The sequence below is a fragment of the Bacillus sp. MYb56 genome (genome assembly GCF_002976445.1).
GTDB lineage: Bacteria > Bacillota > Bacilli > Bacillales > Bacillaceae_G > Bacillus_A > Bacillus_A mycoides.
Genome location: NZ_PCOH01000025.1, coordinates 35117 through 48229 on the forward strand (window position 1 = coordinate 35117; position 13113 = coordinate 48229).

Consider the following 13113-nt stretch of genomic DNA (forward strand, 5'->3'; position numbering starts at 1 on the left):
GTGGTACATTTGGAGAAAGTAAATATAAGAAAAAGAGATAAGTTGAAAAAGTTTTTTAAAGAACAAAATTATTTAGCTGTACTACTTGGATTCGCGTTGCTGTTTGTAAATATATTATTACTTACAAAAATATCATTCGTCTTTACACCGTTCGTCGTATTTTTAAAAACAATCTTTTTCCCAGTATTATTAGCGGGAGTACTATTTTATATATTGCATCCATTCGTTTCTCTTTTAGAAAGAAAAGGTGTGTCGAGAATTGTGTCAATTGCCTCGATATATATAATTGTTCTTGGATTATTTGTTTTTCTTGCGGTCACGGTTATTCCAATTATTAAAGATCAAGTAAATGCTTTAATAGATAACTTGCCATATTTCGGGCATGAAATCGAAAGGGCAGCACGTAAATTTGGAGAAAGTAATGTAATTGGTAGAATGCAGGAAAGTTTAAATGTTGATTTTGCTAATATTGTAAAAGATTCTACAATGAACTTTACAAAATCATTATCATCAGTAACAGGAAATGTAACTGGATTTTTAAGTACAATTACTGAAGTTGTTTTAACATTTGTAATGGTTCCATTTATTTTGTTCTATCTTTTAAAAGATGGTGAGCAATTACCGAATCATTTTTTAAAGTTTATATCTGAGCAAAGACAACCAGCTGCGAAGAGAATACTAGATGATATGCATTATGCGATTAGTTCGTATATTAGAGGACAAATTATTGTTAGTTTATTTATCGGTATTATGCTATTAATCGGTTATCTTATTATTGGTATTAAATATGCGGTACTACTTGCTATTTTAGCGATGATTGTAAATATCGTTCCGTACGTAGGACCAATCATTGCAATTACACCAGCTTTAATTATCGCATTTATCGACTCGCCATCAATGGTGTTAAAAGTAATTATCGTTATGATGATTGTACAATTAGCAGAAGGTAAATTTATTTCTCCGCAAGTCATGGGGAAAAAGTTAGATATTCACCCGATTACTATTATATTTATCATTTTAACTGCGGGGAATTTATTTGGAATTATGGGGATTATTTTAGCAATTCCAGGGTATGCGATATTAAAAGTTTTAGTTACGCACGGTTATAGATTTGTGAAGTTGAATACGTGAAAAAAGAGCTAAAACAGAGAAACCTGTTTTAGCTCTTTTTCATTAACAATTGATTTGTGTATTGGCGTGCCCATTGATCAGCTTCTAATATATCATCGAGTGAAGGATCTTTTACGTTATGATGAGCTTTAACTGTATTGTAAATTGTTTTTTCGATATCGAAAAATGCAATTTCATTTTTAAGAAATAGTGCATTTGCAATTTCGTTCGCTGCATTTAATACGGCTGGAGTTGTACCGCCAATTTTTCCACATTCAAATGCATATTGTAGACAGGGGAACTTCTCTAAATTTGGTTTTTCAAAATGCAAACTACCAATTTCTAATAAATTTAATTTTTCATAGGATGAAGGTAGTCGAGTAGGGTAGTGAAACGCATATTGAATCGGCATTCTCATATCAGGAGCACCGAGCTGTGCCATGACTGATCCATCAATAAATTCCACTAAAGAGTGAATGATACTTTCTTTATGAATCATAACATCAATTTTTTCATAAGGAATATCGAATAGCCACTTAGCTTCCATCACTTCAAACCCTTTATTCATTAACGTGGCAGAATCTATCGTTAGTTTTGCGCCCATTAACCAGTTTGGGTGTTTTAAAGCATCCTTCGCTTGTAATATTTTCATTTCTTCACGTGTTTTATCACGAAAAGCGCCGCCAGAAGCTGTAACAATTAATTTTTCGATTTCCTTATTATTTTCCCCATTTAAACATTGGAAAATGGCTGAATGTTCACTATCAACTGGAATTAGGCGGCATCCGTTTTGTTTCGCTAGTTCGGTGACGATATGTCCAGCTGCAACTAAAGTTTCTTTGTTAGCGATAGCGATATCTTTCTTCGCCTTTAATGCTTCAATTGTTGGGAGTAAACCTGAAACACCGACAACTGAACTTAATACAAGATTTGTATCAGGATGGGTAGATACTTCAAGTAAACCATCAGTTCCATATGTAATTTTTGTATTTGTTGAAATACGAGAACGTAATGTGTCCGCTAATTCTTTTGTCGCTACGCTTACAATACGAGGCTGAAAAGATTCGATTTGTTTTTCGAGAAGATCGATATTATAATTTGCGGTTAAACCGACGATTTTAAAATGTTCAGGATGAGCGGAAACGACATCTAATGCAGATGTGCCAATGGATCCTGTTGAACCTAAAATGGATATATATTTTACCATGAAAAAACCTCCAAAGTTGTTTCGAGTATTTCTGCAAACCTATATATTATTAGACAATTAAGGTGGAAATTCCTGCTATATAAAACAGAAAATTAGGGTTTAATTGGAAAGGAAATGTGATAAACTGTAAAAAAAACTAAAAAGCAATGAAAGAGAAGAGTACATATTCAAAACTTTTCAGAGAGCTGATATTTGGTGGGAATCAGTAAGTGATGAATATGGAATGGGCTCTGGAGCTTCTAGCTTAAATGAGTAGGCGAAGACGGTTACTTCACGTTAAGAAGTTGAAGTGAGCTATAATATAGCTAATTAAGGTGGTACCGCGGGAGTCTCTCGTCCTTTTTTTAGGATGAGGGGCTCTTTTTATTTTGAGAAAGGAGGAGTTAGGATGAGCGAGAAAATTATGTTAACAGGAATTAAACCAACAGGTTACCCGCATTTAGGCAATTATATTGGTGCGATTAAACCTGCATTACAAATGTCAAAAAACAAAGAAGGAAAAGCGTTATATTTCATAGCAGACTATCATGCGTTAAATGCTGTGCATGATCCAGCAAAGTTCAGTAGTTACACGAAAGAGGTAGCAGCTACATGGTTATCACTCGGACTTGGAGAAGATGTTATTTTCTATCGACAAACAGAAGTGCCAGAGATTCTAGAATTAGCTTGGATATTAGCTTGTCTAACTCCGAAAGGACTTATGAATCGTGCCCATGCATATAAAGCGAAGGTAGAGCAAAATAAAGAAGCGGGATTAGAAATTGATGCAGGTGTGAATATGGGATTATATACGTACCCGACTTTAATGGCGGCTGATATATTATTATTTCAAGCTACTCATGTACCTGTCGGAAAAGATCAAATTCAGCATATTGAAATTGCTCGTGACATTGCGACGTACTTTAATCATACATTTGGTATAACATTTACGCTTCCAGAGTATGTCATACAAGAAGAAGGGGCAATTTTACCGGGACTTGATGGAAGAAAGATGAGTAAAAGTTACGGAAATGTTATCCCATTATTTGCAGAGCAAGAAAAACTTAGAAAGTTAATATTTAAAATAAAAACAGATTCCTCACTTCCGAATGAACCGAAAGAACTAGAAACGTTATTTATGATATATAAAGAATTTGCGAAGGAAGACGAAATTCAGGCGTTACGCGAAAAGTATGAGACTGGAATCGGATGGGGCGATGTGAAAAAAGAGTTATTCCGCGTTGTAAATCGTGAACTCTCAGGACCTAGGGGAAAATACGGAAATTATATGAATGATCCACATTTACTATATGAAGCGTTAGAAAAAGGTGCTGAGAGGGCGCGGGCTATTGCGAAGGTGAATTTGGTGGAAATTAAAAAACAGATTGGATTTGAGAGGGGACGCTGAGCGCTCCCTTGTTTTTTTCTATGTGAATCTTAATTATTTATTCGTTTTATCTGCATGTAAAATGAGGGATTCGCATTTTTTACTGAATTTATTAATTGCATATTAATAAAAATATGTTAATATAGGGTTACTTATTAAACATGTTTAATAAGTAACATTAAAGTCACTTATTAAACTAATTTAATAAGTTTGATTCATTCGATAACGAAGGAGATGATTAGATGAAAACTGAGAAAGAAAAGATGTTGGCGGGAGAAATGTATATTGCGGATGACGAAGAATTAGTAGCTGATAGGATTGAGGCAAAACGTTTAACACGCCTTTATAACGAGGCGATGGAGACTGGTGATGAAAGCCGCTTTACCTTGTTAGAGCAGCTTTTAGGTTCTTCAGCTGACGGAAAAACCCACATTAATCCTGATTTTCGTTGTGATTACGGCTACAATATCCACATTGGAAAGAGCTTTTTCGCAAATTTCAATTGTGTTATTTTGGACGTTTGTGAAGTTCGAATCGGTGATAATTGTATGTTTGCACCTGGTGTCCATATTTATACGGCCACTCATCCTTTACATCCGGTAGAGCGGAATTCTGGAAAAGAATATGGAAAGCCTGTAAAGATTGGTAACAATGTTTGGGTTGGTGGGGGAGCTATTATTAACCCTGGTATTTCAATTGGAGACAACGCTGTAATTGCTTCAGGGGCAGTTGTGACAAAAGATGTACCTAATAATGTAGTAGTTGGTGGTAATCCAGCCAAAGTTATGAAAATGATAGACTTATAGAAATCATTTTTCACGGATGCATGAATAAACTGGTGTCGTATCGTATAGACAATGTGAAAGGTGTTTCATATGGAGAAATATAGTGCGGACAATCATACAAAGACATTACGTGCCTCTCGAAATGCTCTTTTTCTCTTATTTGCTTTGCCAGGTGTCGCGTTTGCTACATGGATTTCAAGAACAGCAGCTACTCGAGATATGTTAGCAGTGTCAAATGCAGAAATGGGCTGGATTTTATTCGGACTATCTGTCGGTTCAATAATTGGTTTACTGAGTGCAAGCCGCTTCATTGACTGTAAGGGAGCTAGAGACGTTATTATAGGCAGTATGTTTTTTATGATTGTTGGATTGATTTGTTTAGGTATAAATATTTATTTTGTTTCTAGTATGGGGGCTTTTAGTAGCTTACTAGTATTTGGAGTAGGCTACGGATTGGCGGAAGTCGCATTGAATGTAGAAGGTTCTTCCATTGAGCAGAAATTAGGAACAACTCTTCTTCCGAAATTCCATGGCTTTTTTAGTGTAGGAACTTTAGTAGGCGCGCTCAGTGGTTCTGTCGCAGCGTCGCTTCACATCCCGATTCTGTATCAGTTTCTTGCGATTTCGGTCGTGTTTGGATTACTTGTATGTATGGTGTATCGTTTTCTTCCGCATGGAACAGGAAAGAAGGAGAAATCGTGGAACAAAAGGAGAGAGAAGCATACGACCTTACGTATGGAAAAAAAGGTGCTTTTAATTGGTCTTTTTGTACTCGGAATGGCATTTGCAGAAGGTAGTGCAAATGATTGGCTACCTATCGTGATGGTAGATGGACACGAGCAAAGTATAGTGGCAGGTTCTATTATGTACACAATTTTTGTATTAGCAATGACGTTAACTCGTATGTGTAGCAGCTATTTCCTTGATCGATTCGGTCGTGTCGCTGTCGTACGTGCCACCATTATGATGGCGATTCTAGGAATTTCAATCGTAATATTTGGGAGTAATTCGTATTTTCTAGCATTTGGTGTAGTACTGTGGGGGATTGGTGCAGCGCTAGGGTTCCCAATTGGTCTGTCAGCTGCTGGAGATGACCGTGAAAATGCGACTTCTAATGTTGCTGCAGTTTCTATAATCGGTTATACAGCATTTTTAGTCGGACCACCATTCTTAGGTATACTGGGGGAAGCATTCGGGATACGCAATGCCTTGTTAGCTGTTTTATTATTTGTTCTCTTGTCTGGAATTGTATCGTCTGTTACGAGAGAGAATAAATCGAGCTAAATAAGGGGTGCATGCCAGCGGAAATGTATCATCTCTATTGCTTTAGAAAATGATGTATGATATATTGTCAACGCAACTTATTAAAAGTGTTTAATAAGTATGTTGATTAAGGTGGTGAGCGATTTGAGTGAACAATTTGTTACTCAAAAATCGATTAAAGAGACGATCCTTCGCGGCATTCGTACAGCTCTTCTAGAGCAAGGTAGTGCAACGAAAGTTGAACTTAGTAATACATTAGAAATCAGTTTTCCAACTGTGAGTAAATTTATAGAAAAAATGAAACAAGACGGAGAAATCACTCTAGTCGGTTTAGATGATTCAAGTGGTGGAAGAAGAGCAAAACGATATGCGTATAATCCGGAATATATGTTAGGTTTAGCGATATTTTTAGAAAAAAATGAGACGAACTATACAATTTTTAACTGTTTAGGGGAAGTAAAAGAACAAGGAAGTACTTCAAGTGTATTAATTGATACTGGCGTAAACCTATTATCTAAACATATAGAAAGTCTTATAGCTACATTTCCGAAAATAAGCTCTATATCAATTGGTGTGCCCGGTTCGGTTGATAATGGTCGTATTTTTTATATACCTGGTTATGAAAAGTTTCAGAATTTTAATTTGAAAAGTCACTTGGAGGACCTGTTTTCTATACCTGTAGTAATAGAAAACGATATGAATGCCGCAGTCCTTGGCTATTATAAAAACACTGGAAATGATGATAATTCATCTCTAGTATATTTGTATTCAGGTCAAAATGGTCCAGGTGCAGGTATTATGATAAATGGAGATGTGGTAAGAGGAAGTACCTTTTTCTCAGGAGAGATATCTTTCGTTCCGCAGTATGATAATAAAAATTTCTTACAAGCTTTGAGAAGTGGAGATGAAGTGAGAGATTCTAATAATCCAGAGAAATATAATATAGATGCTATTACTCGTTTAATAGCTACATGTATAGCTATTATTAACCCTCATGCCTTTATCTTCTGTGATGATGAATTGAATCAATTCGTAATAGATCAAATTGTAAAAACTTGTCCGAAGTACATTCCGGCAGAACATATTCCGAAAATAACAGTGAGCGATTGGAAAGAAGATTATTTATATGGATTAAAAAGTCTTGGACTTGATCTGATGATAACAAGAACAAGCAAAGAAAATTAAATATCAAATTGTTGGTTGAATACTGTAAAAGAAAAGGTGTCGATTATGAAAATTGAACATGTAGCAATTTGGGTAAATGATTTAGAAGGAATGCGTGATTTCTATAAACAGTACTTTGGTGGTGAAGAAAATAGCTTATATCACAATTCGAAAAAGCAGTTTGAATCTTATTTTATAACTTTTGAAGGTGGAGCGCGTCTAGAACTTATGAGACAAGTAGGGATAGACGGTAAAACACAAGTACAAACAATAGGATATGCGCATATTGCTTTTTCTGTAGGTAGTAAAGAAAAAGTGAACGAATTAACTAATACATTAAGAGAAGCAGGATACCCTGTGTTAAACGGCCCGCGTACTACAGGGGATGGTTACTATGAAAGTGTAGTAAGTGATCCTGAAGGAAATCAGATTGAGATAACAATCTAACATTATATTTATTAATAACTGATAAAAAATAAAACTTTGTTGTTCCCCAAAATGTTTACGAGAAACCTATTATTTCTTCAGAAAGGGGGACATAACAGTGAGTGAATTCATTTTTATTTTCTGTATATATCCATTGCTTATTTTTATTTTTTCAATAGCTGGGACATATAAATTAGGTGCATTTTATGTGATGCCAATGGTAATATTTCTTATTTTTCTTATGTTAAATGTTACATTGTATGATCCATCATTTTTCTTTTGGGTGGGCATGTATACTATTTTTTCATTCATTACTTCTTATATAACACTCTTATTTGTAAGGGGATATACAGCTGTAGAAAGTGAACGTTAATATCATTTGGTTATTTTTGGGGGAATAGGGATTTATGCTGAACGATAACAACCTCATTTCGCGTTATCATGACGGGAAATGAGGTTGTTTTATTTCTATATACAATATGTAATGTTTTTTAATTGGAGTGCTGAAACTCCCTAATAATACGTTAAATAACTGGATGAAGAGTAATAGGTAACTCATCAAGCGGAAAGAAGCGTAATTCTTTTGACTCAGTTTGATCACATATAAGCTGACCGTGGAATTCTCGGCAAATATAAACAACGAGTACACCGTGTACTTGATCGCCGTTTGGATAGATTTGAAAGAAATCAGGTCCTGAGTATGTACGGAATAGTTCTGGATTTTTAATGATAAGTCCAGTTTCTTCATATACTTCTCGTTGTAAAGCGTCTTCTAACGTTTCGTTATATTCTAAGGCGCCACCAATAATGCCCCAGCGATTAAAATCTGTACGGAGCTGCAGTAATATTTCATTTTTCTCATTTAATATAATGGCGTGTGATCCGATTAAAATGAGTGGATGATTTCCTACTAGATTTCTCATGTCTTCAATATAGCCCATATGTCTTCTCCTTATATTTAATAATAATTAGGCAGTTCTTTTAACATTTTTTCTGTTTTACGTGCTGTAAATGCTAAGTTATGATCATCTTTTGTTCTAAAAAATAATGTGCGTAAAAAGATTTTAATGTTTGCGCATAAAATACAATACTCATTAAGGGAAAGGCGTTTTCTAATTTGAGGAAGCCTTTTTATTTTTTTATAAATAATTGAAATTAACTCATCTTGCGGAAAGTCATGATATAGCATAGATAGTAACGGTGTAACAATTCGTTCATCTTCATTATTATGAAAAAGACCCGATGGGATGAAAATTTTATTTAATAAACAATGAATTAATTCCTCGTACCATTCAAAGGTCGTATAGGAATTGTGAACAATTTCAGAAAAGGCATCAGATACGTGGGCAAGACAATGAGCCCATCCTTTATTTTCAATATAGCCTCGAAAATCCATTTCTAAGTTTGTGTATGTAATGAGTTTGTTTTTTATTTCTTCGATATCCTCCTCTGTAAAAAAGTAGTGCGAGTTAGCAAATTGGAGTATTAATGCAAGTAATGAAACAGTATAAGAACGTGTGAAAACCCCATCTGTAAGTGGGGAGTGAATGTCACAATATAAATACTCATCACTTAAACAAGTTTGTAGAAGTAATTTCAGTTGATCGTCCATAAGGAATTCATGATGAATGAAATGTGCAAAACATTTATATATAAGTTGGTAACGAACGTAACTATCAGTTGTTCCGATATACTGAAGCATATTGAGCGTTAACTCATTAATATCTATATGTTGCAGTTGCGTATAGTCATTTTGTTGTATAAGCTCTAACTGTTGTTGCAATGCTGTAATATCCAATGGAGAACCTCCTCCGCACTTTAAAGATGCAATGTTTTCTAGTATTCTATATATTCAAGGACAATCCTGCTCATGCAAGGAGAACAAGTAGAAATTCGAGTATGACATAGATGAGGGAAGTATATGATGACTATAGAACAGTTAGAAAAACATTTTAAAATAAGAAAAAATGCTTCTTCTATAATGATAAAAGAAAATGATGCAGAGGTTTTTACAGAAGAGCAATTAGAAGAGATAATGCAATATTGCGTTGCTGAAGCTGAAAAAGATGGAATAGAAGAATTGCAATTTGAGATTTCTTCAAAAAGCCCAAATTATGATGTGTATAAGAAATGTTTCGAAACGTATTCATTTGAATATATTACTGAAAACATGATTGTATTTAAGGATATATATGAAGTGGAAGATATAGAAAGTGATATTGATTTTAAGCTTATTGAAGAGATAGGCGAAGACGCTTTTTATTCACTGTGGAATGAAGTGACGGGAGAACAAATCGATTATGATCAATTTGTAAATACGATGCTACAAGAAATAGGTGGGCAATGGAAAGAACATTGTTTAACAGCAAGTATCGATGAAGAGCCAATAGGAATTGTAATCCCGCATATTGAAAGAGGTACGTTAGAAGAAGGAAAACTTATGTATTTCGCAGTTGCTCCAAATATGCGAAATAAAGGGTATGAAGCAGCGTTCTTTACAGGGGCAATGTTTGTCTTAAAAGAAATAGGTGCATCTTATTATATTGGTGAGACAAATGTACAAAATGAGTGGATGAAGGATGTCTTTGAAAAGAACGGATGTCAGCAGCTGAGCTCTACTGAGCGATATGTGAGAAGGTTTTAGAAGGATGGATGGCTTACTCTCTCGAACTCATTTAGCGGGAATCCATGTACAAATTTTGAACAAGTAAAAGAACTTTTTGCATGTTTGTAAGATAAAAAGAAAAATCGAAACGACAAAGTAAGCTTTCCTATAATACAATAGAGAAGGATTAGACTATACGAAGAAAGCGTTGGTGAAAGTATGAAGCAGCAAAGAAATTGGCTACAAGCAACTGTAGAACGAAATGAAGATAATACGTTACATATAAAGTGGGAAAATAATATAGAAGAAGTTCGTATTTATTGGAGTACTTCACCAGATCATATTGAAGAAAATGGAGAATTACTTGTAACAGTAAGTGGGGATGCATGTACAATTGAAAACCCGAGTGAAAATGAGCGTCCATATTTTAGGTTAGTAGGAAGTAATGGACAAGCAGTCACAGTAGCTGAGCGTAGATTACCATTACAAGGTGCGTTTAACTTCCGTGATATGGGAGGATATGAAACGACTGAAGGCCGTAAAGTAAAATGGGGTAAATTGTATCGTTCTGAAGAATTAGCAGGATTAACAGAATGGGATATCGAGTATTTACAGAAGTCGGGTTTAAAGTTAATTTGTGATTACCGTACAGATTTTGAAGTGAAGCATAAGCCGAACCCAAGTGTTACAGGTGCTCGTCAAGTGTGCTTACCAGTTATGCAAGACTTGGCGAAAGACTTGAATATAAATGAATTTTTCCAAGTTGGTGACCTTTCTATGTTAGGGAAACCAGGCGAGTATCTTGTGAAAATGAATCAAGATTTCGTAAGTGGTAATGAAGCATTCGTGAGCTTCTTAAAACTGGCGCAAAACCCGGAAAACTTACCGTTAGTAAACCACTGTACAGCTGGAAAAGACCGTACAGGATTTGGTTCTGCATTATTATTACTTTTACTAGGTGTACCGGAAAAAACAGTAATGGAAGACTACTTACTAAGTAACGGTTTCCGTGAAAAGTTAAATGAAAAAATGATGGCCTTTTTAGGTGCGAAATTACAGAACGACGAAAGTAGAGCAATATTAGGTGCAATGTTTGAAGCACGTGCTGAGTATTTACAAGCTGCGATTGATGAAGTTAAAAAGCAATATGGATCAGTTGAAGTATACGCTGAAAAAGCTCTCGGCTTTACGAAAGAATCGTTAGAGGAAATGAAAGTGTTATTGCTAGAAGATAAAGTGAAACTTTAATCAGTGGGGGGCATCCCCACTGATTATTAGCCTTCACCAATCGGACTGCCCGTTAATGCGGGATAAATAATGAGGAGGGAGGCTGATTGGATTAGCCTCCTTTTATTATTGTTGCTATAATTAAGCTATGAGAATATAGGAATTGAGGCGAACATCATGAAATACAAAGTAATACTATTCGACGTAGACGATACATTATTAGATTTCCCTGAAACAGAAAGAAACGCATTACATAACGCGTTTGTACAATTTGGCATGCCTACAGGATATAATGATTATCTTGCAAGTTATAAAGAGATTAGTAATGGATTATGGAGAGATTTAGAGAATAAAATGATTACGCTAAGTGAATTAGCGGTAGATCGATTTAGACAATTATTTGCTCTTCATAATATAGAAGTAGACGCGCAGCATTTTAGTGACGTATACCTTGAAAACTTAGGAAAAGAAGTCCATCTTATAGATGGTGCAGTGCAATTATGTGAGAACCTTCAAGATTGCAAGTTAGGTATCATTACGAATGGATATACAAAAGTGCAACAATCTAGAATTGGAAATTCCCCTTTATGTAACTTCTTTGATCATATTATTATTTCTGAAGAAGTCGGCCATCAAAAACCAGCGCGTGAGATTTTTGATTATGCTTTTGAGAAGTTTGGGATTACGGATAAATCAAGTGTACTAATGGTTGGAGATTCGCTAACTTCTGATATGAAAGGCGGAGAAGATTACGGTATTGATATGTGTTGGTATAATCCGAGTCTGAAAGAAAATACGGCAGGCGTTAAGCCGACCTATGAAGTGGAGAACCTGCTACAAATTTTAGAAATTGCGGAAGTGGCGGAAGAAAAGGTAGCTTCATTTTAATAGAATTAAGATTTTTCGATTAGTTGATATATATTAAGTTACGGTAGATATATTTGAAAAATCGTTCATATAAGTTCATATACTATGATATGGAACAAAAAAAGATGGTACCAAGTCAAAATAATTTTACTGAAAGAAAACAGAAATAACACAAAATAATATATTTAGTTGTTTGTAATTGGTCATTACAAACAGTTAAAAAAAACGATTGCCTCTTAGGATCCAAGCAATCGTTTTTTTATTTTTTTCGGAGATGAAATTTGTATTTTTATACCCTATCTCCATCAAGTTTAAAAAATGTTTGTTCCCCAGTAATGAAAAAAATGAATTTAATTCTCATAAATAACTGTAAAGTGGTAAAAATTTCGTTTTGGGTGTAATTCAAAATCTTAAGTTAATGGGCATGAGGTGGGACCCTTTCCTTGTTTAGACCGGATATCCGCCTGTTGGCGGTGGCCAAGCACTAAATAATCTGCGAATCAGCACAATTTCTCCTAAATGGTAGGAGTTATGAGATGCAATATTCCGTAGAACACCGCCAGGGGTTTCATCAGGCCATTCCTCCAATGTTTTGTCCAATTGAACAGTTTGGGCGATCGTGCATGCCTGTTCAATCCCTTGAAGAAAATACTGAATAATCTGTTGCCACTCTTCCTCACTGCCAGGGCATTCTTCTTCAGGCCAGCTCTCTTTTACATGGGCAGGCAATGCAGGCTTCTTCCCCTGAGCGGATAATAAGAGAAAATCTTGCCAATAGGTCATGTGTTTCACTAATTGATAAATAGAATAAGGCAGTTCCTCTCTGCGTTTTCCCGCAAGCGCCACGTCTATATCCGACAAAGCATTCTTGATGGGAAGATGTCCTCGTTCCCCTCTTAACGATTTTACTAATGCCTGGCTAAACGCTTTATTTGATTGCTCCATAATAACTGACTCCCATCCTGTTTTATTTTCTAATTTGCTGATTTTATGATTCCGTCTTTTTTATATGTACTAAATAAATTATAGAAGCTTTACGACTATTAAAAGAAAGTAAAATAAGGCAAGAATCACTGACTTCTTAACGTACAGG

The 13113-nt window shown here is 35.2% G+C and carries 14 protein-coding genes and 1 other annotated feature; of the genes, 10 read left to right on the forward strand and 4 right to left on the reverse strand.

Annotated elements, in window-relative coordinates; translation table 11 throughout:
- Window positions 1-9 precede the first annotated feature (9 nt).
- On the forward strand, window positions 10-1131 hold the full coding sequence (locus CQ058_RS23555; protein ID WP_002128308.1) for an AI-2E family transporter: 1122 nt from the start codon (window positions 10-12) through the stop codon (window positions 1129-1131).
- A 28-nt stretch (window positions 1132-1159) separates the two neighbouring features.
- On the opposite strand, the gene CQ058_RS23560 is transcribed toward CQ058_RS23555, so the two are convergent.
- Window positions 1160-2317 carry a 1-deoxy-D-xylulose-5-phosphate reductoisomerase gene (locus CQ058_RS23560; protein WP_002167948.1) on the reverse strand — a complete coding sequence of 386 codons (1158 nt, stop codon included), beginning with the start codon at window positions 2315-2317 and terminating at the stop codon, window positions 1160-1162.
- Between the two features lie 137 nt (window positions 2318-2454).
- Window positions 2455-2661, forward strand: a binding site (T-box leader).
- Between the two features lie 5 nt (window positions 2662-2666).
- On the opposite strand from CQ058_RS23560, the gene CQ058_RS23565 reads away from it, so the two are divergent.
- The 6 genes from CQ058_RS23565 to CQ058_RS23590 all read left to right on the forward strand — a co-directional run bounded on the left by CQ058_RS23565 (window position 2667) and on the right by CQ058_RS23590 (window position 7694).
- A complete protein-coding gene (locus CQ058_RS23565) occupies window positions 2667-3704 on the forward strand; it encodes a tryptophan--tRNA ligase (RefSeq protein ID WP_105590007.1) in 1038 nt (345 codons plus the stop codon).
- Between the two features lie 221 nt (window positions 3705-3925).
- Entirely contained in the window at window positions 3926-4489 is a 564-nt protein-coding gene (locus CQ058_RS23570; protein WP_002033363.1) for a maltose acetyltransferase domain-containing protein, read from the forward strand.
- 69 nt (window positions 4490-4558) lie between these two features.
- A complete protein-coding gene (locus CQ058_RS23575) occupies window positions 4559-5752 on the forward strand; it encodes an MFS transporter (RefSeq protein WP_002190196.1) in 1194 nt (397 codons plus the stop codon).
- Window positions 5753-5875: 123 nt separating this feature from the next.
- On the forward strand, window positions 5876-6916 hold the full coding sequence (locus tag CQ058_RS23580) for an ROK family transcriptional regulator (RefSeq protein WP_002167950.1): 1041 nt from the start codon (window positions 5876-5878) through the stop codon (window positions 6914-6916).
- A 45-nt stretch (window positions 6917-6961) separates the two neighbouring features.
- The gene (locus CQ058_RS23585; protein ID WP_002128301.1) at window positions 6962-7342 is read left to right on the forward strand and encodes a VOC family protein; all 381 of its coding nucleotides are present in this window, start codon (window positions 6962-6964) and stop codon (window positions 7340-7342) included.
- A 97-nt stretch (window positions 7343-7439) separates the two neighbouring features.
- Window positions 7440-7694, forward strand: a complete 255-nt coding sequence (locus CQ058_RS23590; protein ID WP_002167951.1) for a YbeF family protein — start codon at window positions 7440-7442, stop codon at window positions 7692-7694.
- A gap of 151 nt (window positions 7695-7845) precedes the next feature.
- Here the strand turns inward: CQ058_RS23590 and CQ058_RS23595 are convergent, their stop codons facing one another.
- Window positions 7846-8262 carry an NUDIX hydrolase gene (locus CQ058_RS23595; RefSeq protein WP_002190194.1) on the reverse strand — a complete coding sequence of 139 codons (417 nt, stop codon included), beginning with the start codon at window positions 8260-8262 and terminating at the stop codon, window positions 7846-7848.
- Between the two features lie 17 nt (window positions 8263-8279).
- The gene (locus CQ058_RS23600) at window positions 8280-9119 is read right to left on the reverse strand and encodes a DUF2785 domain-containing protein (protein WP_002190193.1); all 840 of its coding nucleotides are present in this window, start codon (window positions 9117-9119) and stop codon (window positions 8280-8282) included.
- 123 nt (window positions 9120-9242) lie between these two features.
- On the opposite strand from CQ058_RS23600, the gene CQ058_RS23605 reads away from it, so the two are divergent.
- The 3 genes from CQ058_RS23605 to CQ058_RS23615 all read left to right on the forward strand — a co-directional run bounded on the left by CQ058_RS23605 (window position 9243) and on the right by CQ058_RS23615 (window position 12041).
- Entirely contained in the window at window positions 9243-9965 is a 723-nt protein-coding gene (locus CQ058_RS23605; RefSeq protein ID WP_002190192.1) for a GNAT family N-acetyltransferase, read from the forward strand.
- Window positions 9966-10145: 180 nt separating this feature from the next.
- On the forward strand, window positions 10146-11174 hold the full coding sequence (locus tag CQ058_RS23610) for a tyrosine-protein phosphatase (RefSeq protein ID WP_002190191.1): 1029 nt from the start codon (window positions 10146-10148) through the stop codon (window positions 11172-11174).
- 156 nt (window positions 11175-11330) lie between these two features.
- A complete protein-coding gene (locus tag CQ058_RS23615) occupies window positions 11331-12041 on the forward strand; it encodes a YjjG family noncanonical pyrimidine nucleotidase (RefSeq protein ID WP_105590008.1) in 711 nt (236 codons plus the stop codon).
- 426 nt (window positions 12042-12467) lie between these two features.
- On the opposite strand, the gene CQ058_RS23620 is transcribed toward CQ058_RS23615, so the two are convergent.
- Complete coding sequence (locus CQ058_RS23620; protein WP_002142520.1) at window positions 12468-12965, reverse strand: DinB family protein; 498 nt, start codon at window positions 12963-12965, stop codon at window positions 12468-12470.
- Window positions 12966-13113: the final 148 nt, after the last annotated feature.

Excerpts from the sequence above, each read along its gene's own strand:
- CQ058_RS23560 (WP_002167948.1), bottom strand. The coding sequence starts at position 2,317 with ATGGTAAAATATATATCCATTTTAGGTTCAACAGGATCCATTGGCACA.
- CQ058_RS23565 (WP_105590007.1), top strand. The coding sequence starts at position 2,667 with ATGAGGGGCTCTTTTTATTTTGAGAAAGGAGGAGTTAGGATGAGCGAG.
- CQ058_RS23570 (WP_002033363.1), top strand. The coding sequence starts at position 3,926 with ATGAAAACTGAGAAAGAAAAGATGTTGGCGGGAGAAATGTATATTGCG.
- CQ058_RS23575 (WP_002190196.1), top strand. The coding sequence starts at position 4,559 with ATGGAGAAATATAGTGCGGACAATCATACAAAGACATTACGTGCCTCT.
- CQ058_RS23585 (WP_002128301.1), top strand. The coding sequence starts at position 6,962 with ATGAAAATTGAACATGTAGCAATTTGGGTAAATGATTTAGAAGGAATG.
- CQ058_RS23595 (WP_002190194.1), bottom strand. The coding sequence starts at position 8,262 with ATGGGCTATATTGAAGACATGAGAAATCTAGTAGGAAATCATCCACTC.
- CQ058_RS23605 (WP_002190192.1), top strand. The coding sequence starts at position 9,243 with ATGATGACTATAGAACAGTTAGAAAAACATTTTAAAATAAGAAAAAAT.
- CQ058_RS23610 (WP_002190191.1), top strand. The coding sequence starts at position 10,146 with ATGAAGCAGCAAAGAAATTGGCTACAAGCAACTGTAGAACGAAATGAA.
- CQ058_RS23615 (WP_105590008.1), top strand. The coding sequence starts at position 11,331 with ATGAAATACAAAGTAATACTATTCGACGTAGACGATACATTATTAGAT.
- CQ058_RS23620 (WP_002142520.1), bottom strand. The coding sequence starts at position 12,965 with ATGGAGCAATCAAATAAAGCGTTTAGCCAGGCATTAGTAAAATCGTTA.